This window comes from Streptomyces sp. NPDC026301, assembly GCF_055567935.1.
Genome location: NZ_JBVHPN010000018.1, coordinates 58,091 through 79,882, shown reverse-complemented (window position 1 = coordinate 79,882; position 21,792 = coordinate 58,091). Strand labels below are relative to the sequence as shown.

At 67.9% G+C, this 21,792-nt stretch carries 23 protein-coding genes and 1 pseudogene; 9 read left to right on the top strand and 15 right to left on the bottom strand.

Annotated elements, in window-relative coordinates:
* Positions 1 to 19 precede the first annotated feature (19 nt).
* On the top strand, positions 20 to 499 hold the full coding sequence (locus ACZ4MH_RS27780; RefSeq protein WP_351586308.1) for a pyridoxamine 5'-phosphate oxidase family protein: 480 nt from the start codon (positions 20 to 22) through the stop codon (positions 497 to 499).
* 42 nt (positions 500 to 541) lie between these two features.
* Here the strand turns inward: ACZ4MH_RS27780 and ACZ4MH_RS27775 are convergent, their stop codons facing one another.
* The 12 genes from ACZ4MH_RS27775 to ACZ4MH_RS27720 form a co-directional block, all read right to left on the bottom strand.
* Complete coding sequence (locus tag ACZ4MH_RS27775; RefSeq protein ID WP_351586310.1) at positions 542 to 1,864, bottom strand: MFS transporter; 1,323 nt, start codon at positions 1,862 to 1,864, stop codon at positions 542 to 544.
* Positions 1,865 to 1,977: 113 nt separating this feature from the next.
* A complete protein-coding gene (gene ectA / locus ACZ4MH_RS27770; RefSeq protein WP_351586312.1) occupies positions 1,978 to 2,574 on the bottom strand; it encodes a diaminobutyrate acetyltransferase in 597 nt (198 codons plus the stop codon).
* 3 nt (positions 2,575 to 2,577) lie between these two features.
* Entirely contained in the window at positions 2,578 to 2,982 is a 405-nt protein-coding gene (locus tag ACZ4MH_RS27765; RefSeq protein ID WP_351586314.1) for an ectoine synthase, read from the bottom strand.
* A 76-nt stretch (positions 2,983 to 3,058) separates the two neighbouring features.
* The gene (gene ectB, locus ACZ4MH_RS27760) at positions 3,059 to 4,321 is read right to left on the bottom strand and encodes a diaminobutyrate--2-oxoglutarate transaminase (protein ID WP_351586316.1); all 1,263 of its coding nucleotides are present in this window, start codon (positions 4,319 to 4,321) and stop codon (positions 3,059 to 3,061) included.
* The gene (locus ACZ4MH_RS27755; protein ID WP_351586318.1) at positions 4,318 to 4,581 is read right to left on the bottom strand and encodes a phosphopantetheine-binding protein; all 264 of its coding nucleotides are present in this window, start codon (positions 4,579 to 4,581) and stop codon (positions 4,318 to 4,320) included. Before ACZ4MH_RS27755 ends, ectB begins: the two co-directional genes overlap by 4 nt.
* Before the next feature lie 58 nt (positions 4,582 to 4,639).
* Positions 4,640 to 6,187, bottom strand: a complete 1,548-nt coding sequence (locus ACZ4MH_RS27750; protein ID WP_351586320.1) for a class I adenylate-forming enzyme family protein — start codon at positions 6,185 to 6,187, stop codon at positions 4,640 to 4,642.
* Positions 6,187 to 7,170: a holo-ACP synthase gene (locus ACZ4MH_RS27745; RefSeq protein WP_351586322.1), complete on the bottom strand. Its 984-nt coding sequence runs from the start codon at positions 7,168 to 7,170 to the stop codon at positions 6,187 to 6,189. Before ACZ4MH_RS27745 ends, ACZ4MH_RS27750 begins: the two co-directional genes overlap by 1 nt.
* On the bottom strand, positions 7,167 to 8,468 hold the full coding sequence (locus tag ACZ4MH_RS27740) for a type III PLP-dependent enzyme (protein ID WP_351586324.1): 1,302 nt from the start codon (positions 8,466 to 8,468) through the stop codon (positions 7,167 to 7,169). The genes ACZ4MH_RS27745 and ACZ4MH_RS27740 overlap by 4 nt, the downstream gene beginning before the upstream one ends.
* 84 nt (positions 8,469 to 8,552) lie before the next feature.
* A complete protein-coding gene (locus tag ACZ4MH_RS27735) occupies positions 8,553 to 8,813 on the bottom strand; it encodes a hypothetical protein (protein WP_351586326.1) in 261 nt (86 codons plus the stop codon).
* Between the two features lie 133 nt (positions 8,814 to 8,946).
* Positions 8,947 to 9,261 (bottom strand): hypothetical protein, encoded by a 315-nt coding sequence (locus tag ACZ4MH_RS27730; RefSeq protein ID WP_351586328.1) that lies wholly within the window; start codon positions 9,259 to 9,261, stop codon positions 8,947 to 8,949.
* A gap of 174 nt (positions 9,262 to 9,435) precedes the next feature.
* Entirely contained in the window at positions 9,436 to 10,353 is a 918-nt protein-coding gene (locus ACZ4MH_RS27725; protein ID WP_351586330.1) for a helix-turn-helix transcriptional regulator, read from the bottom strand.
* 679 nt (positions 10,354 to 11,032) lie between these two features.
* Entirely contained in the window at positions 11,033 to 11,410 is a 378-nt protein-coding gene (locus ACZ4MH_RS27720; protein ID WP_351586332.1) for an ArsR/SmtB family transcription factor, read from the bottom strand.
* Positions 11,411 to 11,625: 215 nt separating this feature from the next.
* Between ACZ4MH_RS27720 and ACZ4MH_RS27715 the strand changes: the two genes are divergently transcribed.
* Complete coding sequence (locus tag ACZ4MH_RS27715) at positions 11,626 to 11,940, top strand: ArsR/SmtB family transcription factor (protein ID WP_351586334.1); 315 nt, start codon at positions 11,626 to 11,628, stop codon at positions 11,938 to 11,940.
* A complete protein-coding gene (gene arsB, locus ACZ4MH_RS27710) occupies positions 11,937 to 13,031 on the top strand; it encodes an ACR3 family arsenite efflux transporter (protein WP_351586336.1) in 1,095 nt (364 codons plus the stop codon). Before ACZ4MH_RS27715 ends, arsB begins: the two co-directional genes overlap by 4 nt.
* 146 nt (positions 13,032 to 13,177) lie before the next feature.
* On the opposite strand, the gene ACZ4MH_RS27705 is transcribed toward arsB, so the two are convergent.
* Positions 13,178 to 13,924, bottom strand: coding sequence for a phosphotransferase family protein (locus tag ACZ4MH_RS27705; protein WP_351586338.1), 747 nt, complete (start codon positions 13,922 to 13,924; stop codon positions 13,178 to 13,180).
* An 89-nt stretch (positions 13,925 to 14,013) separates the two neighbouring features.
* A complete protein-coding gene (locus ACZ4MH_RS27700) occupies positions 14,014 to 14,988 on the bottom strand; it encodes an alpha/beta hydrolase (RefSeq protein WP_351586340.1) in 975 nt (324 codons plus the stop codon).
* Positions 14,989 to 15,425: 437 nt separating this feature from the next.
* On the opposite strand from ACZ4MH_RS27700, the gene ACZ4MH_RS27695 reads away from it, so the two are divergent.
* The 5 genes and pseudogenes from ACZ4MH_RS27695 (at position 15,426) to ACZ4MH_RS27675 (ending at position 20,327) form a co-directional block, all read left to right on the top strand.
* Positions 15,426 to 16,088 carry a UdgX family uracil-DNA binding protein gene (locus tag ACZ4MH_RS27695; RefSeq protein ID WP_351586342.1) on the top strand — a complete coding sequence of 221 codons (663 nt, stop codon included), beginning with the start codon at positions 15,426 to 15,428 and terminating at the stop codon, positions 16,086 to 16,088.
* A 292-nt stretch (positions 16,089 to 16,380) separates the two neighbouring features.
* The gene (gene dctA, locus ACZ4MH_RS27690; protein ID WP_351586480.1) at positions 16,381 to 17,832 is read left to right on the top strand and encodes a C4-dicarboxylate transporter DctA; all 1,452 of its coding nucleotides are present in this window, start codon (positions 16,381 to 16,383) and stop codon (positions 17,830 to 17,832) included.
* Positions 17,829 to 18,038: pseudogene (locus ACZ4MH_RS27685) on the top strand (glycerate kinase); the annotation flags it as partial. The gene dctA and the pseudogene ACZ4MH_RS27685, both read left to right, overlap by 4 nt.
* A gap of 69 nt (positions 18,039 to 18,107) precedes the next feature.
* Positions 18,108 to 19,034, top strand: a complete 927-nt coding sequence (locus tag ACZ4MH_RS27680) for a LysR family transcriptional regulator (RefSeq protein ID WP_351586344.1) — start codon at positions 18,108 to 18,110, stop codon at positions 19,032 to 19,034.
* A gap of 210 nt (positions 19,035 to 19,244) precedes the next feature.
* Complete coding sequence (locus tag ACZ4MH_RS27675; protein WP_351586346.1) at positions 19,245 to 20,327, top strand: tartrate dehydrogenase; 1,083 nt, start codon at positions 19,245 to 19,247, stop codon at positions 20,325 to 20,327.
* 62 nt (positions 20,328 to 20,389) lie between these two features.
* Here the strand turns inward: ACZ4MH_RS27675 and ACZ4MH_RS27670 are convergent, their stop codons facing one another.
* Entirely contained in the window at positions 20,390 to 21,217 is an 828-nt protein-coding gene (locus ACZ4MH_RS27670) for an alpha/beta fold hydrolase (protein WP_351586348.1), read from the bottom strand.
* Between the two features lie 69 nt (positions 21,218 to 21,286).
* Between ACZ4MH_RS27670 and ACZ4MH_RS27665 the strand changes: the two genes are divergently transcribed.
* Positions 21,287 to 21,742: a MarR family winged helix-turn-helix transcriptional regulator gene (locus tag ACZ4MH_RS27665; protein ID WP_351586350.1), complete on the top strand. Its 456-nt coding sequence runs from the start codon at positions 21,287 to 21,289 to the stop codon at positions 21,740 to 21,742.
* Positions 21,743 to 21,792 lie beyond the last annotated feature (50 nt).

Genomic DNA, 21,792 nt, shown 5'->3' with positions numbered 1-21,792 from the left:
TGAATCCCGAGGTGCCGCGATGGGCGCTGCAAAGGTCCGTTCGTTCTCCGAGCTCGAAGCCACCTTCATGGAATACATCCAGGACATCGTCTACTGCACGATGACCACCGTGGACCACAAGGCCCGGCCCCGGGCCCGCGTCGTGCAGCCCATCTGGGAAGTGGCGGACGGAGTCCCCATCGGCTGGCTGGCGACGTACCGTACCCCGGTCAAGATCGCCCACCTGGCGAACAACCCGCACACGACGTACTCGTACTGGAACCCCCGGCAGAACGCCGTCTTCGTCGACAGCGTCTCCGCCTGGGTGTCCGACCAGGGGACCAAGGCGCGCGTCTGGGACCTCTACCGGCAGAACAGCCCGGCAGGCGTCGGATACGACCCACACACCTTCTGGCCCCAGGGCCCGACCGCCCCCCAGTACCACCTACTGCGCATCACCCCTTGGCGCATACAGGTGCTGCGCGGCGCGGACCTGAGCAGCCGCATCTGGACGGACTGACCCCGGCCCTGAGCCGGTACCGCCAGTTCTGGTGGTACCGGCTCAGGCGGCCGGCCGCCTGACGGTCAGGGGCCGCCTGACGGTCAAGGAGATGAGAGCGGCCATGGCGCACAGCACGCCCACGGCGACCCACACCATGTCGTACGAGCCGAACGCGTCACGCGCCACGCCGCCGAGGAAGGCGATGAGGGCCGCGCCCACCTGGTGGGCGGCGTTGACCCAGCCGAAAACAATGGCGCTGTCCTCGTCGTAGAAGTCGCGGCAGAGGGCGAGGACCGGGGGGACCGTGGCCAGGTCCAGCAGGCCGAAGAGGACGACGAAGAACATCATCGCCGGCTGGACGGTGGCCGACATCATCATGGGCAGGAAGCAGAGCAGGACACCGCGCAGCGCGAAGTAGGCGGCCAGCAGGCGCCGGGCGTCGTAGCGGTCGGTCAGCCAGCCGGAGGCGACGGTGCCACCGACGTTGAAGACGCCGATGGCCGCGAGGAGGGAGGCCGCGACGGTCGCCTGCATGCCGTGGTCGTGCGCGGCGGGGGTGAAGTGCGTCCACATGATGCCGTTGGTCGAGGCGCCGCAGATCGCGAAGGCGGAGGCGAGCAGCCAGAACGGGGTGGTCTTGGCGGCGTCGCGGAGGACGACGATCGCACGACGGGCGGCACCGGGGACCGGTGCGGGCTTCGGGGTGAACTCCTCGGCGCCGTACGCCTTCAGGTTCACGTCCGCCGGGTGGTCGCGCAGGAGCAGCCAGACCAGCGGGCCGACGACCAGGGCGCCGAGTGCGAGGGAGACGTTGGCCGGCCGCCAGTGGTAGGTGTCGATGACCCAGGCGAGCAGCGGCAGGAAAATCATCTGGCCGAAGACGCTGGTCGAGGCGAGGACGCCGGTGACCAGGCCGCGCCGCTTCACGAACCATCGGTTGGTGACCGTCGCCGCGAAGGCCATCGCCATGGAGCCGGTGCCCAGGCCCACGAGGAGACCCCAGAAGAGGGTGAGTTGCCAGGCGGCGGTCATGACCGTGGTCGCCAGCGCGCCCACCGCGATGACCGTCAGCGCGCAGGCCACGACGCGGCGGATGCCGAAGCGGTCCATCAGGGCGGCGGCGAACGGTGCGGTGAGCCCGTACAGCACCATGTTCACCGAGGCGGCGAAGCCGATCGAGCCGCGGGACCAGTCGAATTCCTTGTGCAGCGGCTCGACCAGGAGGCCCGGCATCGTGGAGAACGCGCCCGCGACGATGATGGTGAGGCCGGCTACCGCCGCGACCCACCAGGCCCGGTGAACGCGGGGCGCTTCACGGGCAGTCGGGGAAGTTTCGGAGCTCTGCGTCTGTGTCTGCGTTTGCGTCGTCTGCGTCTGCGTCATGGAGGCAATCCTGTGGAGGGTGATGGCTCGGGTGCGTGTGCGGTACGGCTGCGGACCGTACCGCACACGCACCCAGGTCAGCCGAGGAGGGGCAGGTCAGCGCCGTGTCGGGGTCAGTCGGCCGACAAGGGGCCGATGCGGTAGAGGACTTCGTCGTGGTGGGCGTCGTCCGGGCCGTCCGCAGCGCTCGGCAGCAGGTTGCTGGGAAAGAGCACGCTCGTCTCGACCTCGGCGGCGTACTTCTTGGCGATCTTCTTCAGGACCATGATGATCGCCTTGTTCTCGGCGGACACCGTGGCTTCGACGAACCGGGCGCCCTTGGCCACTTGCTCGACGACGACCTGCTCGAAGATCTTCACGCCGAGGAAGGGGATGCCGTGGCGCGGGGTGACAGCGGTCTGCCAGGCGAAGTACGTGTCCGGCTCGTCGGGCCGTCGATAGCCGGTGAGGAATCCGACGATCTCGTCGTCCACGGTGGCGACCAGGGAGCAGTCGGCGAAGTCGCGGAACCAAAGCGTGTAGTAATAGGGGCTGTTGGAGTCGAGTCCCGGAGTGTTCTCGACCAGCTCCCATACGGCCGGCCCGTCCTCGATCCGCGGGCGGCGGAAGACGGCCTGCTTCTTGGCGGCCGGGGCGGTCGGGGCGGCGGGGTCGGTGTGCGGGGCGGCGGTGCGCTCGGTGTCGATGCGCTCGGGTGCGGTGAGAGTCATGGTTCAGGCCGCCTCGTCCTCGGTCAGGAGCGGGTACACACCGTTCTCGTCGTGGTCCTCGCGGCCGGTGACCGGCGGGTTGAAGACGCAGACGAAGCGGGAGTCGGACTTGGCGCGCAGGGTGTGCCGCTCGTGTCCGTTGAGGAGGTACATCACGCCCGGCGTGATCCAGTGCTTCTCACCGGTCTCGTCGTTGGTCAGCTCCGTCTCGCCCTCGACGCAGAGCACGGCCTCGATGTGGTTGGCGTAGTGCATCGACGTGGTGGTGCCGGCGTAGACGGTGGTCTCGTGCAGCGAGAAACCGACCTTCTCCTTGGCGAGTACGATGCGCTTGCTCTCCCAGGTGCCCTTCTTGCCCTTGACGTGGCGGTCGGTGTTCTCGATTTCCTCGAAGGAGCGAACGATCATGGTGCGTTGATGCCTTTCTCTGTGCCTGTACTTCGGTGTTCGTGGTGTGCGTTGTGTGTACGTGTGCGGTGCCGGGTCAGGCCGTTTCGCGGACGGCCCGTTCGAGGGTGCGCAGCCCCTCGTCCAGCTCGTCCGGCGAGATGGTCAGCGCCGGCAGGAGCTTGACCACCTGGCTCTCCGCGCCGGAGGTTTCGATGAGCAGGCCGAGGTCGAAGGCGCGGCGTGCGATGCGCGTCGCGCGGCCCTTGTCGGCGAACTCCAGACCCCAGACCATCCCGCGGCCGCGATAGCCCGAGCCGCTGTTGCGGGTGGAGATGTCCCGCAGCGCCGACTCGATCTCCTCGCCGTGCACGGAGGTCTGCTTCTCCAGGAGGCTGTCGGTCCAGTACGTGTCCAGGGTGGCGGCGGCGGTGACGAAGGCGGGGTTGTTGCCGCGGAAGGTGCCGTTGTGCTCGCCCGGCTCCCAGACGTCCAGCTCGGGCTTGAAGAGCGTGAGCGCGAGCGGCAGGCCGTAGCCGCTGATGGACTTGGAGACCGTGACGATGTCCGGCACGATGCCCGCCTCCTCGAAGGAGAAGAAGGCACCGGTGCGGCCACAACCCATCTGGATGTCGTCGACGATCAGCAGCATGTCACGGCGCTTGCACAGATCCGCGAGGGCGCGCAGCCATTCGGCGCGGGCGACGTTGATGCCGCCCTCGCCCTGGACCGTCTCGACGATCACGGCCGCCGGGGCGTTGAGACCCGATCCCCGGTCCTCCAGCAGCCGCTCGAACCAGACGAAGTCCGCCAGCTGCCCGTCGAGGTAGCCGTCGAAGGGCATCGGGGTGCCGTGCACGAGCGGGATGCCGGCGCCGGCCCGCTTGAAGGCGTTGCCGGTGACGGCGAGCGAGCCGAGCGACATGCCGTGGAAGGCGTTGGTGAAGGACACGATCGACTCGCGGCCCTTGACCTTGCGGGCCAGCTTCAGCGCGGCCTCGACCGCGTTGGTGCCCGTCGGGCCCGGGAACATGACCTTGTAGGGCAGGTCGCGCGGCCGCAGGATGACGTTCTGGAAGGACTCCAGGAAGGCCCGCTTGGCCGTGGTGGACATGTCCAGGCCGTGGGTGACGCCGTCCCGCTCGATGTAGTCGATCAGCGCGCGTTTCAGGACCGGGTTGTTGTGGCCGTAGTTCAGCGACCCGGCGCCGGCGAAGAAGTCGAGGTAGGCGTGGCCGTCCTCGTCGTACATGCGGCTGCCCTGCGCCCGGTCGAAGACGGTGGGCCAGCTGCGGCAGTAGCTCCGCACCTCGGACTCGACGGTTTCGAAGACGCTCAGATCCGGCTGGGTGATGGTCATACCGCGGCCTCGGCGAGCCGCGTGGAGAGGACGAAGTCGGTGAAGGTATCCACGGAGACGAAGTCGTCCGCGTCCAGGTCCTCCGGATCGACGACCAGCCCGATGGAGTCCTCGAGCGACATCAGCATCTCGAGCATGGTGGTCGAGTCCAGGTGCAGGTCGTCGAAGAGCTTCACGTCGCCCTTCAGCCCGGTGACGGGGCGCTCCAGCACCTCGGTCAGGGCCTGCTCAAGGGCGGTGATGACGTTCTGGCGGTCCATGAGATGTCCTTAGGGATAGGGATTTTGACGGCGTGTTGAGTACTTCGTTGAATGCTGGTCAGAGAGCAGGGCGCCACTGGAGGACATCGGTGAGCGTCCCCGTGGAGGCTTGTTCGACCAGCTCGGCGAGCTTCTTCCGGTCGACCTTGCCGTTGCCGTTCGTGGGCAGGGCGTCGAGCCGTACGCAACGCCGCGGGATCTTGAAGGGTTCGATCTGTTCACGCATGTGCTCGCGCACTTCGTCGGCCGTGATGTCGGCGACCACCGCGAGCAGTGCGGACTTCTTGCCCTGCGGAGGCAGCACGGCCGCCGACGTCACGCCCTCGACACGGGTCGCGGCGGCCTCGACCTCGGTGGCGCTGAGCCGGAAGCCCCGCTCCTTGTAGAGGTCGTCCCGGCGGCCGGCGAAGTACAGGTAGCCCTGGTCGTCCTGCCAGCCGTAGTCGCCCGTGCGCAGCTCGGGGAAGAGCCCCTCGGCGCGCGGGAAGCGCTCGGCGTTCAGTTCGGGGCGGCGCCAGTAACCGGCCATCACATTCGGGCCGCGTACGACGAACTGGCCGATCTCGCCCGGAGGCAGCCGCTTCCCGTCGTCGTCGATCACGAAGACCTCGGTGCCGGGCAGCGGCAGACCGCACGAACCCGGGTGTTCCAGGTCGCCGTCCGGAGGCATGATCGCGGTCCGCTTGCACTCGGTGAGGCCGTACATGACCTGGATGCGCAAGTTGGGCAGGGCCTCACGCAGGCTCTTCATGGTGCTGTCGTTCAGCGCGGCACCCGTGTTGGTGAGCAGGCGCAGCTTGCTCAGCTTGCCGGGACTGCGGCGGACCAGCCAGGCCAGCCGGTCGGAGACCGAGGGGACACCGGGCAGGACCGTCGCGCCGGCCGCCTCAAGGCTGCGGAGGAGCGGTGGGCCGACTTCGGCGACCGTGCCCAGGTGCAGATGGGCACCGCTGAGAGCGGCGAGGTACACCTGGTAGAGGCCGTAGTCGAAGGAGAGCGGCAGCGGGCAGTAAACGACATCATCGCTGCGGTAGTTGAGGCAGGCATGGATCGCCGAGGCCGCGAAGACCACCTGCTCATGGGTGCTGACCACGGCCTTGGGCAGTGCCGTCGTCCCGGAGGTGTAGATCAGGCTGATCGGGTCGACGGCGAGGGTGCCGGGCCGCTGCGGCAGCGGGGCGGCGTCCGTACGGGCATCGAGCGCGGGCCGCAGGACATCCTCCAGCAGCAGCGACCTCACGCCGTGGGCCGTGGCGGTGCCGAGGGCGTCCGGGTCGTCGGAGACCAGGAGCGCGGGTTCGCAGTCCGTGAGCACGTGCTCCAGCGGACCGCCGCGTACCTGCTCGTGCAGGATGCTGTAGACGGCTCCGAGGCGCGATGCCGCGTACACCAGGACCGTGATGCCGACACCGTCGGAAGCGGTCACGACCATACGGTCGCCTCGGCTCAGCCCTTCCCGGTGGAGGCGGCCGGCCAGCCGGACGCTCGCCTCGGCCAGCTCTCCGTAGGTGAGGTTGACGCCCTGGCTCGTCAGAGCGGGGGAGTCCGGGCCGCGCTCGGCGGCCTGGTCGAGCAGGTCGTGCAGGAGGTGGGGGGTGGGGGCCATCACGACTCCTTGAGGGCGGCGGCCTTGGCCGGCAGGGCGGCCGACTCGGCCGGGATCTTGGCGGTCTTGGCGTCCTTGGCGGTCTTCTTGCCGTTCTTCTTGGGCGGCGGGACCACCGTCGTGGCGGTGGCCGTGCACAGGAGCTGCGGTTCGTCGAGGACGTCGGCGGCGCTGGGGCCCGAGTCGGGGCGGGCCGCGATGACCTTGTACGCCTGCAGCTCGACCACCCTGCGCAGCCTGGTCCTCCGGACGAGCCGCCCGCTGGCCTCGACGTAGTCGCCCGGCGCCACCGGAGCGGTGAAGCGGATGCCGGAATACTCCGAGAGCAGTCCCTCGTCGCCGTCCGTACGTACGGTGATCTCGGTGACGAGGTCTCCGAAGAGCCGGAGGATGCGGGCGCCGTCGACCAGGCCGCCGCCGTAGTGGGCCTCTTCCTGACCGATGCGTACGCGCAGGAAGGCCGTGATCTCGGGTTCCTCGCCGTTGTCCGCCGGGGACATGATGACGAGCTCCTTTCTGTCGGTGCTGAGCGCCGGAGTGGTGACGGGGCCGGCGGTGGTTACGTGGTCTGCGGTGGTTACGGGGTCTGCGTCCATGGCGGAGGGCATGCTGATCGCAACCGCCGCCACGACGTTCTGCTTGTGGGTGATGGACAGCGCGATCTCCGACGTCGCCAGCTTGGCGGCGCGTCCGCGGAGCCGGACGACCGGTGCTCCGTCGTCGTCGCGGTCCACATAGATCTCGCGGGGGGCGACGCCCTGGAGCATGCCGGTGCCGAGGACCTTGAGAATGGCTTCCTTGGCGGCGAATCTGCCGGCCAGGAACTCCAGGCGGCGTTCCGCTCCCATCGCCTCGGCGCGGGCGGTCTCTTCGGGGGCGTAGCTGAAGCGCAGGAACCAAGGCCTGGTGAGCAGCCGACTGAGCTCGCCGTGTTCCAGTACGTCGAGCCCGATTCTGGCCGCGTGGTGTGCGGTGCGACTCAAGGCGATTCGTCTGATCCGTGAGACGCGCCGAAGTCGATGAGGTGCTGCTTGGACAGCAGGTCCTCGGTGGTGTCGCGCTCCCGTACGAGGCGGGCGCGGCCGCGGTGGACCATGACCTCGGCCGGATAGCCGTGGCTGAGGAAGAGGCCGGGAGACGCGGTCGGTCCGTACGCTCCGGAGCGCTCGACGCCCAGCAGGTCGCCCGGCTTCACCTCGGGCAGCTCGACCTTCTTGGCCACGACGTCATTGGGGGTGCACAGCGGGCCGGTCAGGGAGTAGCGGCGGGCGGGCGGGTCGGTGGGTCGGTTGAGGTGGCGCACGGGGAAGTTGCGCTTGACGAAGCTGCCGACGCCGACGGCCGCCATGTGGTGATTGGTGCCGCCGTCCGCGACGACGAACGCCTCGCCCATGGACTCCTTCACGTACCGGGCGCGTACGACATAGGTGCCGGCCATGGCGGTGAGGTAACGGCCGAGCTCCATGATCAGGCGGCATTTCGGGTTGCGTTCGGCGAAGGGCGCGACCGCTTCGCGCATCCCCTCGCCCAAGGCGCCGATATCGAGGTCCGTCTCGTTGTCGAAGTAGGCGACTCCGAGGCCGCCGCCGAAGTCCACGGTCTCCAGCGGGAATCCGAGCTGTCCTGCCAAGTCCTCGGCGGTCGCCAGAATCTGGCGAGTGTTGTGGACGACGTCCTCGTGATGGAGGAAGCGCGTGCCCATGTAAGCGTGCACGCCCTTCACACGTACGTGCCGAAGTTCCGCCAAGGCACTCTTGGACCGCCTGAGTTCCGCCTCATCGATGCCGAACTGGCGTGGCTTGCCGCCCATCGCGAGCCCGGAACCCTTGGTGCCGAAGGCGGGGTTGACCCGGAGCAGCACAGGGCATTCGCCGCCTCCGCGCTCCGCCATCAGCGCGTCCAGCTGCCGGAGTTCGTCGAGCGATTCGACGACCACCGCATGAATCCCGGCGTCCAGGCAGGCCGTGAGCTCCCGCAGATCCTTGCCGGGGCCGAGGAAGATGATGTCCTCGGCTGCGGCGCCCGCTTTCAGCGCGGTGGTGAGTTCGACGTACGAGGAGACCTCGGCGCCGGCGCCCTGGGAGTTGAGGAACCCGCAGACGCTGATGTTCGGATTGGCCTTCAAGGAGAAGAAGATGTCGACCGGATCGGGGAGCTGGCCGCGCAGTTCGCAGTAGGTCTGCTCCAGGACATCGGCGTCGTAGACGAACAGGGGGGTACCGAACTCTTCGGCGAGGGCAGAGACCGAGTTGCCCTGGATCCGGACTTCCTCAGCACTCATGCTGCGTCCTTTCTGGCGGTTCTTGCTGATGCGCCGGAGTGTCCGGCAGAGGCGGTCGGGGCGAGCGAGCGTGACTCGCGGGGCTTACTGCCAGCCGGGCTCCGCACTGGCGGCAACGAGCTGCCAGCCCGGCTCGTCCGCAGCGCCGGCGGCGAACTGCCAACCGGGCTCGTCCGAGGACTGAGAGGCGAACTGCCAACCGGGCTCGTCCGAGGACTGAGAGGTGAGCTGCGTGGAATTCTTCTGCTCGACCGGAGCGTCGTTCTGCGCGGAATTCTGAATGGCGAATCCAAGAGCGGCGACAAAGACACCGGCGGCCACATTGTGAAGAATTCGCTTGCTCATCTCTACTGCCCTTTCTCCGGGGGGTTCGTTTTCGTTCTGAGAAAGAGCTTGCCGTCGCCCGGAAGCCTGCGGAAGAGGAAACAAGTGGACCGAAGTGGCCTTGGCCCATTCAGGCCCGGAACCGGACCCCGAGCTAGCTGTCCACGCCCGGCCACAGCATGTGGGGCATCAGCAGCGGAACCTCGGCACGCCTCAGTTCCCAGTCGGACAGCGCGGGTTGAGCCTCGACCGCGCGCCGCCAGACCCGCTCGGCCGCCGCTTCCGCCGCGTCGAGGCCGGTGGCGCGCAGATAGAACCCGATGACCGGAAGCGGCCGGGCGTCGGAATGCACAACGACGTGCTCAAGGGCATCTTCGCCGGTGGCGCAGGCGGCGATGATGCGGCCTGTGTCCGGGGGCAACGTATTCCCGGGTGGCTGCGGTTCAAGTGCGAGGTGAACGAGATACATACGCCGAGGGTGAGGCCTCCGGCACACTGTCACTACAGGTGACCGCAGGCCGTTTTATGCCGCGTCCTGAACCGGCCAGAGAACGACCGCGGAAACGCCCCCGGGAAAGACCGCGGCCCGGCTGCCTCCGGGTTTCCGGTGACAGTCGGGCCGCAGGTCCGCTCGCCGCCCTGTTCAGTCCGAGACGAGCCCCAGCTGGGCGGCGCGCACGCCGGCCTGGAAGCGGCTGCGTGCGTCGAGATGGTTCATGAGGGCGGTGGAGATACGCCGGGCCGTACGGGCCGAGACGCCGAGCCGCTTGGCGATTGTCTCGTCGGTATAGCCCAGCGCGAGCATCCTCAGTGTCTCCAGCTGCTGAGTGGTCAGCTCCTCATCCTCCGACGGTTCGGAAGAGGAGCCCAGCGGCTCGGCGTTGCTCCAGGTGGTCTCGAACAGTGAGCACAGAGTGGTGAGGATGCCCGGTGCCCGCAGGACGGTGGCGCCCACCGCCGTGTCGTCGCTGTTCGTCGCGATGATGGCGATACGGCGGTCCGCGATGATCATCCGGTTGGGCAGGGTGGGTACGGTGCGTACCTGTGCGCCGACGGAGGTGAGCCAGTCGGCATGGGCGACGGTGGCGGGATCGTTGCGGATGCTGTCGAGGTAGAGCGTCCGCATCTTGACGCCCCGGTCGATCAACTGCTCCGTGAGCGGCCGAGAGTTGCGCATATTGGCTGCCGTCTGCGCACCCCCTGGGGCAAAGCCCAGCATCTCCTCCTCGACCTCTCGGTTCATCGCGGACAGATGGTCCCGGATGGCGTCGATGCCTTCGAGATGCTCCACGTCGGCCCCGGACCCACCGGATTCCCGTTCGGTGAACTCCGAGATGAGCCTGACGGCCGCGGCCCTGCTCTCCTCCACGCGCTGCTGCTGGGCCGCGAGTTCGGCCTGCTGCTGGGCGAGCAGGATCTCCATGCCCAGGTGCGGACTGACGGCGTGCATGTGCTGCGGGTCGTCGGCCGAGGGGCGTATCAGCGCCATCTCGCTCAACTGGTCCAGCGCCGTGCGTACCTGTTGGTCGGTGAGGCCCAGCCGGGTACAGAGTTCCGCCACTCCGTCGTTGGGGTGGGACAGCATCCCTCGGTAAACAGATTCAGTGATGGCGTTCATTCCCAGAACGTCAAGCATGAGTTTTTCCATCTCCGTTGGGCGTTTTGTGCGGGCGCGACGGCACATTCGTGGCAACGGGGGGCGGATCCCCGGAGATGTGTACCAGCCGGTCCCTACCGACGGCGGGCGCGGCGCACCAATCGCATGCGAGGTCTCCTCGGTCTTTAATGCCTCAAGCACGCGCCCCCCTTGTCTCATTATGCGAGATAATCCAGCATCGCATGAGTGACGCTCGATATCCGCAGCTCGCGGCCTTGAGGATATCCAGCTTCGCGCTTCCTGGGCAGATCTTGCCTCCGGTGGCCGGAAGCGGCCTCGACGCCAATCGGTGGCGGGCCGGTGCCGGGAGCGGTTGATGTAACGGGCCTCACCTTCCGCCAGGTCCGCGGGCGTCAGGAAACTGATGCACATCAGGGCAGGAAAGCCCGAAGAGTTCGGATTGAGGGCAAATTCCTTCGATGCGCTCTGTACCGAATGCAACGTCCGTCATATGGCGGGAAGTTGGCGTCTCAGCCCCGTAGTGGCCTTTATCAAAGCACTCGCCGGCAACTCGCTAATACTCGCCGACTACTCGCCGAGTATTCGCCGACCGCATTCAAGGACCCGCTGCCTCCTGCTGCTCTCAGGCCCGCGCGCACACGAGAGTGCAGAGGAGGTCGGCGCGGTCAGGGCGGACCGAGTACCACATCCACGTTCCGTACCGACGCCGTGCGACCAGCCCGGCGTCCGCGAGGACCTTCAGGTGATAGCTGATGGTGGGCTGGGCCTGTTCCAAAGGCGCGGCGAGATCGCAGACACAGGCCTCACCGTCCGGCGCGGCCAGCAGCAGGCTCAGCATCTGGAGCCGGGTCGGATCCGCGACCGCCTTGAGCGTCTTGGCGAGCTGCTCGGCTTCCGGGCGCGGCATGGGATCCACGCCGAGCGGAGGGCCGCAGGTGAATTCCTCGCCCTCGATCAACGGTAGCTGCGGCCTCGACTCGCCATCGGTTCCATCGCGCATGTGCCCACTCTAGGAACGCGTGACGTCACTCGGTCAGGCGGGGATGCCGCAACACCCGCATCAGCCGCAGGTGTTGACGGGCATTCAGCTTCCCAGCGATTCTCGGACGTCAGGTTCTCGCTTGTCGCGCGGGGTGACAGTGCGGGGTGGTATCAGCACAGAATGGTATCAGCGCAGAATGGTGTCAGCACCCACTGATGTGACAACATCAGCGCATGATGACGTCAGCCGATACCGACCTGATCCGAGTCCTCGCCGATCCGCTCAGGTTGAAGATCGTGCAACTGCTCGCAAGGGAAACGCTGTGTACGACCCACCTGGTGGCGGAGACCGGCGCCCGGCAGACCAACCTCTCCAATCACCTGAAGGTGCTCAGAGAGGCAGGAGTGGTGGATACCGAGCCGTGCGGCCGCTTCACCTACTACAAGCTGCGTCCTGACGTCATCGACCACCTGGCCGGTCAGTTCGCGGAGCTGGCCGCGTCCGCCCGTACGACCGTCGACAGTGCGCGAAAGAGGCCCTGCCCGTGACCAGGACAGCACCCCCATCCACTACCGAGGTGACCAGCACCGAGGAAGTGGGGGTCGTCGGCAAGCTCTCGACACTCGACCGCTTCCTCGCCGGGTGGATCCTGGCGGCCATGGCCATCGGCCTCGGCCTGGGACGGGCCATCCCCGGGCTGGGCGACGCACTCAGCGAGGTCGAGATCGGCGGCATCTCGCTCCCGATCGCCCTCGGCCTGCTGATCATGATGTACCCGGTCCTCGCCAAGGTCCGCTACGACAAGCTGGACACGGTCACCGGCGACACGAAGCTCATGGTGTCGTCGCTGGTCATCAACTGGCTCGTCGGGCCGGCCGTGATGTTTGCGCTGGCCTGGGTCTTCCTGCCGGACCTGCCCGAGTACCGCACCGGCCTCATCGTCGTCGGCCTGGCGCGCTGCATCGCCATGGTGATCATCTGGAACGACCTGGCCTGTGGCGACCGCGAGGCCGCCGCCGTCCTCGTCGCCCTGAACTCGATCTTCCAGGTCGTCGCCTTCGGCCTGCTCGGCTGGTTCTACCTCGACCTGCTGCCGCGGTGGCTGGGCCTGGGCAACGGGCAGGGCCTGGACGTCCCGGTCTGGCACATCGCCCTCAACGTGATCGTCTTCCTCGGCGTCCCCCTGCTCGCCGGTTTCCTCACCCGCCGCATCGGCGAGAAGAAGCTCGGCCGGGACCGGTACGAGTCCCGCTTCCTGCCGAAGATCGGCCCGTGGGCGCTGTACGGCCTGCTCTTCACGATCGTCGTCCTCTTCGCCCTGCAGGGGAAGACGATCACTTCACAGCCGTTGGACGTGGTCCGGATCGCGTTGCCGCTGCTGGTGTACTTCGCCGTGATGTTCTTCGGCACGTTCCTCCTCGGCAAGGGCCTGGGCCTCGCGTACGATCGCACCGCCACCCTGGCTTTCACCGCGGCGGGCAACAACTTCGAGCTGGCCATCGCGGTCGCCATCGCCACCTTCGGCGTCACCTCCGGCGAGGCACTGTCGGGCGTCGTCGGCCCACTCATCGAGGTACCGGTGCTGGTGGCGCTGGTATACGTCTCGCTGGCCTGGCGCAAGAAGTTCACCATGCGGTGACGCGGTGACGCGGCGTGCGGATGCGGTGGTGACCGGCGGCGGCCAGGCCGGGACAGGCCGGGCCAGGCCGGGCCTGGTCGGGACAGGCCGGGCCTTCGGCCCGGGTCGGGCTGGCCGTCGGCAAGGACCGGCGCACCACCGACCTCTCACATCCGGGATCTCAGCACGTCGATCTCACAGCCCGGCGCGGTCGGGTCGAAGCCGTGCTCGACCAGCCAGCGAACTCCCAGCAGGCTTCGCAACGACCACCACGCGCGGATCACGTCGAGGTCGACGTCGGTGCCGTAGCCGGCGATGACGTCGCCGAGGTGCTTCTCGTGTCCGAGCGTGAGGGTGGCGAGGTCGTACAGGGCATCGCCCTGGCCCGCCTCGGACCAGTCGATGATGCCGGTGATCTCGTCGCCGTCGACGAACACGTGGGCAATCTGCAGGTCGCCGTGCGTGAACGCCGGAGGACACGGCCGGAGCGCGGCCTCGGCGACCTGGCGGTTGCGGGTGACCAGGTCGGCGGGCAGGACGCCGTTCGCCACGAGCCACTCGCACTCGCCGTCGAGGTCCGCCGCCAGCTCGTCGAGGTCCCGACCGGCCCGGCCGGGCCGGGGCGGCAACGGTGCGTCGTGGAGCTTCCGGAGGGCGGCGCCCGCCGCGGCCCACGCCGCCGGGGACGCGGTCGACGGCTCGCCGAGGCGGCCGAGCGCCGCCCCCGGGACCGCGGCGATCGCGAGCACGGGAGGCTTGCGCCACAGGACCTCCGGGGTCGGGACCGGCGCCAGGGCCATCGCCTCGACCTCGACGTCGATGCGCGCCTGATCGGTGTCCACCTTCAGAAACACGTCGCCGACGCGCAGGGTAGCGCGCTCGGAATGGGCGACGACGACCTTGACCTCATTCATGGCGACCAATATCCCGGATGACCGTCCACGTCGCCCACCACTTTTTGGGAGTCCTATTGGGAACCCTATGGGGAGTCCTATAGGGAATCCTAAGTGCGCGCACCGATCCAGGACATCACCTTGTTCTTGATGCCGGGCGCGTTGAGGAGGGCGCCGCCGTGGGCATCTCCCGGCACCGTTTCGACGGTGACGCCATTGGCGGGCATGTCGTGGTCGACTTCCTCGGCGCGTTCGAGGTCGGTGGAGTGGGTGACGGGGATGAAGTCGTTTTCGGAGTGGAGGAGGTACATGGGGGCGTCGTTGGCGCCGGAGGCGCGGTTCTTGACGACGGTGTCCTTCCATGTGCCCCAGCAGCTCGGGTGCATGGAGGTGCCGACGTCCGCGGGGTCCGGGTAGCAGCGCGTCAGGACGGTGGCGTTGTCGCGGACCTTTCGTTCCTTTGCGGTGCTGGTGGTGTGGTTGCCGTCGTTCCAGGCGCGGTAGGGGGAGGCGACGGGGGAGAGGCCGACGACGCCCTTGACGCGGGTTTTTCCCGAGCCGTACGTCGCGACGGCGGTGCCGATCTGACCGCCGGCGGACGATCCCACGATGACGATGCGGTTCGGATCGAGGTCGAAGCGGGCCGCGTTGGATTTGATCCAGGCGAGGGCGGAGAGGGCGTCGTTACGTTGCGCCGGCCAGGGGGCGTCGAAGTTGAGGCGGTAGTCCACGGAGAAGGTGGCGTAGCCGGCGTCGGCGAAGGTGCGGGACCAGGTGGCCCAGCCGGAGTCCTCGTACCAGTAACCGCCGTGGAGGATGACGACGCCGGGTTGGGTGCCGCTGGTGGGCTTCCAGTAGGCGTCCAGCTTCTGGCGGGTGTGCGAGCCGTAGGCGTAGGTGGCTTCGCTGCGGGATGTCGCCGCCTCGCGGCCTGTCGTCTGAGCCCTGGCACCAGCGCTGCCGGTGCCGCTGCCGCTGCCGGTGCCGCTGCCGGTGCCGGTGGCCTGGCTGCGGCCCGTATCGATCGTCAGGAGTGCCGCGATGAGCGCGGTACAGAACGCTAAATACATCAGGTAACGACGCATGGAAACTTGCCCTCCACCACAGTGAGCAGGCACCCGTGATCCTGGGCGCACGCTCGTGGAAGCGAGCAGCGCGGACAGAGCGTGGGGGGCACTCGAACGCCTGCCTTATTCGAGCGAGCGGAACTATAGCCGGGTGAAGAAGCGGTATGTCAACGCTCACGGGGTGGAATGGGCGACTTCTACTCTCTTCTCCTGGGAGAAGAAGACTTCCCATCATTGAGCCTGACATCGTCACCTTTGGCGTCTCAATTTCTGCGTGGCCTGACGGAAACGCCTGGCGCCCGTAGCCCCCGGTGGTGCCTGTGCGGCGAGGGGCGGTCGATTCGGTGCGGGCGTGTCCGACTGCGGTGGCGGCGAAACCCGGCGAAAATGGTCTGGAGCAGGGCGTAGTGCACCAGCACCAGTGGTGGACTGAAGCGACTCAGGAGACGACGCCGATGACCGGAAGCGACAGTGACTCCGCCGGGCAGGAGCACGACGCCACCCCGTACCTGCCCCGGCGCGGGGGGCTCGCCGCTTATCGGCGTGCCGCGGCGGATTGCCAGGGCTGCCCGCTGTTCCGGGAGGCCACACAGACCGTCTTCGGAGCGGGCAGTACCTCGGCACGCATCATGCTCGTCGGCGAGCAGCCGGGCGATCAGGAGGATCGCCAGGGCGAGCCGTTCGTCGGGCCGGCCGGCGGTCTTTTGCACAAAGCGCTGCGGGAAGCCGCCATCGACGTTGATCAGGCGTATGTCACCAACGCGGTGAAGCACTTCAAGTTCACCACCGCGACGCGGGGCAAGCGGCGAATCCACAAGCCGCCGAGCTTGCGGGAGATGACGGCCTGTCGTCCCTGGTTGAATGCCGAGCTGCGCCTGGTCGAGCCGGAGGTCGTGGTGGCGCTCGGGGCGACCGCGGGTAAGGCGCTGCTGGGGCCGTCGTTCCGGGTGACGAAGGACCGGGGCACCCTCATCGCTCTCCCTCAGGAAATGGGGTTCGTCGTCGCGACGCTCCACCCGTCGGCGATCCTGCGGTCCGAGGACCGCGAGGCGTCGTACGCGGGGCTGGTATCGGACCTGCGTATCGCGGCCGACGTATTGGCCGGCAATCGCCAGTAGCCAGTAGCCAGTCACCACGCATCGCCGACCACGCATCACCCACCACGCAACAGGCCGCGTCGCTTGCTCGCGGTCATATAGGCCGGGCCTATACGGGGCATCGATTTTTGGTCGTGGACCCTGTGCAGTGTGACCGGGTTCACTGTGGCTGCCAGTTTGCGTGGCGCTGATCGGGCTCGGCGTCACGTGGGTCGCGGCTTCACCTGCCGGGCGCGCGATATGCGGAGCCAACGCACGGCAGTTGCTGGGAACACGCCAGGCCGGACCCTCTTCGCGCCTGGAGGAGGTTGCAATGACGCAGACCCCAGCGCCTGCCGCAGTGGTCGGTGGCACGCCGGCGAAACCGTGGTGGCGGCAGTTGTACGTGCAGGTGCTGCTGGCGATCGTCAGCGGAATCCTGCTGGGCTGGCGATGGCCGGATCTTGCCACCTCGATGGAGCCGATCGGCACCACCTTCATCGCGGCGATGAAGATGCTCATCGGGCCGATCGTGTTCTTGACCATCATTGGGGGGATCGCGGGGGTCGCGGATCTGAAGAAGGTCGGCCTGACCGGCATCAAGGCCCTGACGTACTTTCAGGTGGGCACCATCGTCGCGCTGGTGACGGGTCTGATCGCCATCAACGTCTTCCGCCTCGGCGACGGAGTGCACGCCGACCCGTCCACGATCAGCACGTCGGGCGAGGCCGACCAGTACATCAAGAGCGGTGAGCATCAGCACTGGTGGGAATTCCTGACCAACCTGGTGCCGCACAGTGTCTTCGGTGCGTTCGTCGAGGGCGACATCCTGCAGGTCATCTTTCTTGCCGTGATCTTCGGTATCGCGCTCAAAAGCGTGGGGAAGATCGGCGAGCCGATCATCGCGAGCGTGCACCGGCTGACCGAAGTGGTGTTCAAGGTACTGGCCTTCATCATGAAGGCCGCGCCACTGGGTGCGTTCGGCGCGATGTCCTACGCCATCGGGAAGTTCGGGCTCTCCACCCTGACCAGCCTCGGCTCGCTGATAGCGCTGTTCTACGTCACGTCGATCCTGTTCGTCGTGGTGGTGCTGGGCACGGTCCTGGCCGCCTTTGTGAAGCTGAACATCTTCCAGCTGTTCCGTTACTTCAAGGACGAGTTCTTTCTGGTACTGGGCACCTCGACGGCCGAGCCCGCGCTCCCCGGCCTGATGCGCAAGCTGCAGTTCATGGGCGTGGAGAAGTCCACGGTCGGGCTCGTCGTACCGACCGGCTACAGCTTCAATCTCGACGGTGCGGCCATCTACCTCTCCCTGGCCACCCTCTACATAGCCCAGGCCACGGACACGCCGTTGTCGATCGGGCAGCAGCTGGGCCTGCTCGCGGTGATGCTGCTGACGTCGAAGGGGGCCGCGGGCGTGGCGGGTGGCGGCTTCATCGCGTTGACCGCGACACTGTCGACGGTGGGCCACGTGCCGGCCGCCGGCATCATGCTGATCTTCGGCATCGACAAGTTCATGTCGGAGTGCCGGGCGTTGGTCAACTTCTACGGCAACGCGGTCGCCACGTTGTTCGTCGCCAAGTGGGAGAAGAACCTCGACCTGGAACGGGCCCGGGCGGTGCTCGCCGGGCGCGACGCACCCGCTTCCGACCAGGCGATCGCCGCGGCCGAGGCCCCGAGCGTGGCGGAGAGCCCAAGTGCGGACGAGGAGCCCGGGGGTACCCCGGCGGCCGTCCGCGGTGCCGTCGCGGACCGGTCCCAGGGAGCTGAGGTGGCGCCGCGATGACCACCGTCCTGATCGCCCCGGACAAGTTCAAGGGCTCGCTCACCGCCGAGGAGGTCGCCGCCGCGCTCGAAACCGGCCTGCGATCCAAGGCTCCGGACATCCGAGTACACCGGCTGCCGCTCGCAGACGGTGGCGAGGGCAGCGTGGCAGCCGCCCGCGCCGCCGGGTTCACCACCCGCGATGTCACGGTCACCGGCCCGCCCGGCGCGGGAGGCCGGTTGCTGCCTGGCCGATAGGCTGCGCCTGTCGAACATGTTTCCGCCTTTGGAGGGGTCATGGACGCCAGGCAGCTCGAATACTTCCTCGCCATAGTCGAGCACGGCGGCTTCAGCAAGGCCGCCGCGGCGTTGCATGTGGCCCAGCCGTCGCTGTCCCAGTCGATGGCCAACCTCGAGGCGGACCTCGGGGTCGCACTCTTTCACCGGGTGGGCCGCGGGGTCGTCCTCAGCGAGGCAGGCGCCGAACTGCTCGGCCCCAGCCGCCGGGTCCTGCGCGACATGGCAGCAGTACGGGACACCGCCGCTTCGCTGTCCGGACTGCACCGGGGAACCGTGGAAGTGGCGTCCATGCCCTCCCCGGGCATCGAGCCGCTGAGCACCCTCATCCACCGCTTCGCCGAGCTGCACCCGGGCGTGACGGTGAGCACGCAGGCCGCCTTCACCCCCGAAGAGGTCGTGTCCCTGGTACGCAGCGGTGCATGCGAGCTGGGCCTGCTGGGATCGGCCGCTCCCGTAAAGGTCGCCGGTGTGGACGTGCTGCCCGTTGAGGAGCAGCCGTTCGTGGTCGTTGCTCCACCGGACGGTACGTACCGGGACGGCGTCGCCGTGCGCCCGGGCGATCTGGCCGGGCAGAAGCTCATCGCCTCCCGCACCGGCAGTCTGATGCGCAGCATCGTCGACGACATCACCGCCGGCGGCACGGGCACCGAGATCGTCACGGTCGTCGACCACCGGACCTCGATCCTCCCGCTCGTCCTGACCGGGGTCGGCGTCGCGGTGCTGCCGTCGTCGTGGACGCGACTGGCACGACGCTGCGGAGCGGTCGTCGCGCCGATCGAAAACACCGCCTACCTTCATGTCGCCATGATCAGTCTGCCCGCCCATCTCACTCCCGGAGCACGCTCGTTCCTGCACCTGACGGAGTCACTCGCCCGCCAACGCACGCAGACACAGCCAGAACCCACCGACTCCCCTCAGCCATAACCCATCGCCTCCGAGCTGAGCCACAACTCGTCGACTCCACTCAGCCATAACCCATCGACTCCGCTGAGCCAGAACTCAGGGCCAGAACTCATCGATGCCACCTATAGGTCGCATCGGAAGCACGTCTTGGACGGGTTCCCGCCCCGCTGTGTTGACTCGTGAACGAGGAAAGATCGAAAGATCCCCGTCCAGCTCACGCAGGAGGCACCCGTGACCACGCCCCGAACATTCCGCATCGCCGCCATCCCCGCCGACGGCGTGGGCGCCGAGGTGGTCGCCGCAGGCCGTGCCGTACTGGACGCCTTGGCCGAGGACTCCCACGGCGCCTTCGCCTTCGACTGGGAGGAGTTCCCCTGGGGCTGCGACTACTACGCCAAGACCGGCAAGATGATCGACGACGACGGACTCGACCGGCTCAAGGACTTCGACGCCCTCTACTTCGGCGCGGTCGGCTGGCCCACCGTCCCCGACCACATCAGCCTGTGGGGACTGCGCCTGAAGATCTGTCAGTCCTTCGACCAGTGGGCCAACGTCCGCCCGGTGCACTTCCTGCCCGGCGTCCAGAGCCCCCTGCGCAAGGCCGATGACACCGCTCTCGACTGGGTCGTCGTACGCGAGAACAGCGAGGGTGAGTACGCGGGGCTCGGCGGCCGCAACCTCTCCGGTCGCGGGCCCGGGGGTGAAGTCGCCATCCAGTCCGCGCTGTTCACCGAAGTGGGCTGCGAACGCATCATGCGCTTCGCCTTCGACCTGGCCCGTACCCGCGACCGGCGCAAGGTCTCCAGCGTCACCAAGAGCAACGCACAGCAGTACGGCATGGTCCTCTGGGACGATGTCTTCAAGCGCGTCGCCCAGGACTACCCGGACGTGGAGACCGAAAGCGTACTGGTCGACGCGATGTCGGCGAAGTTCGTCCTGAAGCCCGAGGACCTCTCCGTCGTCGTCGCCTCCAACCTCAACGCCGACATCCTCTCCGACCTTGGCAGCGCCCTGGCCGGCAGCCTCGGCCTCGCCGCCAGCGCGAACCTCAACCCCGAACGCCGTTTCCCCAGCATGTTCGAGCCCGTCCACGGCTCCGCACCCGACATCGCCGGGCAGGGCCTCGCCAACCCCATTGGGGCCGTCGGCAGCGCCGCCCTCATGCTCGACCACTTCGGCCTGCCCGAACAGGCCGCCCGGCTGAACGAGGCGATCCGGGCCACCACCGCCGCCGGCATCCTCACCCGCGACGTCGGTGGCACCGCCTCCACCGAAGACGTCACCAAGGCCCTCATCGCCCACCTGGCCGACTAGGGCGCTTCGTTGAGACCAGGTTGGAGGCATCCATCCTGCTGAACAGTTCCGTCCGGGGGCCGTCAGTTGAGGAATTCCGCCAGCCGGTTGTTCAGCTGTTCCGGTGCGGTGAGTGGCAGGGAGTGGTGGGTGGCCCCCGGGAGCACTGCCACCTCGCCCTGTGGGAGTACTCGGCGGGCTCGGTCGGCCACGTGGTGGGCGTTGTGGGCGCGGCTGTGCTCGGCGAGCAGGACCAGTACGGGCATGCGGAGGTCGGCCGCCCGGGGGCGGCCGCCGGCGATGAGCTTACGGCTGGGAACGGTGGTGGCCAGGGCATAGAGGCGCTGCCAGGTCTCGTCCGGATGGGTATGTGCCGTCTCCCAGGCCAGGAAGGAGCGGGCACGGTCCTGGCTGGGGCGGAGGAGAGTGGGCAGCGCCCGCAGCAGGTAGCCGGGGCGGAAGCCGGCGAAGACCTGAGTGGGGTCGACGAGGGCGAGGCGGGTAACCCGTTTTGGTGCGTGCAAGGCGTATCTGACGGCCAGCCAGGCACCGTAGGAGTGGCCGCACAGATGCGTGCCGGCGAGCCCGAGCCCGTCCAGCAGGGCGTCCAGCCAGGCGGTCAGGTCATCGGCGTTCTTCAGGGGGGTGCCGCGGCGTTCGGTGCGGCCGGCGTCGCCCATCAGGTCAACCGCGTGGACCCGGTAGCGCTGACCGAGAACTGCCGCGTTGGCGAACCAGACCAGACCGGTGGCCAGGCCGCCGGGCAGCAGCACCAGCGGACTGCCGTCGGCCGGTCCGTACACATGGACCCGGGTGCGCCCGTACGGGGTGTCGACGTCGTGCTCCTCAGTGAACTTCGGCCAGCGGACGCGGAGTTCGTCGTAGGCGAGGTTGAAGGCGGCCAGGGACACTGGGCATTCCTCTCGTTCAGCGATACTCTCGTTGAGCGAGATGTTACGTCGGAGTCCCCAGGAGTGTGCATGGACGATCAGAACCCAACGATGGGGCTGGTCCACTTGTTGCGTGCGGTCACCGTGGAGTTCGACCTGCTCGGTGCCGAGTTCGCCGCGCGCCACGGGTTGCACCCCACCGACGTGCGCGCGCTGATCCACCTGCTGGACGCGGCACGGGACGGCACCCCCGCAACGCCAGGATGGCTCGGCCGGCAGCTGTGTCTGAACTCGGCCGGGACCACTGCGCTGGTCGACCGGCTGGAGCGGCTCGGACTGGTCCGGCGCAGCAGGGACACCGCTGATCGGCGACGCGTGCTGCTGGAGGTGGAGGACAAGGCCACAGAACTGGGCTGGGCCTTCTTCGGACCAGTGATCGGTGAGGTGGTGGCGGTCGCGGAGGACTTCGCGACGGGCGAGCTGGAGACGGTGCGTCGCTTCCTGACCTCGGTGTTGCAGTCCACCCAGCAGATGCGATCGGTCTGACAGGCGTCCACGGTCAGGTGTCCACGGTGCGGCACCGTGACGGTTCCGGC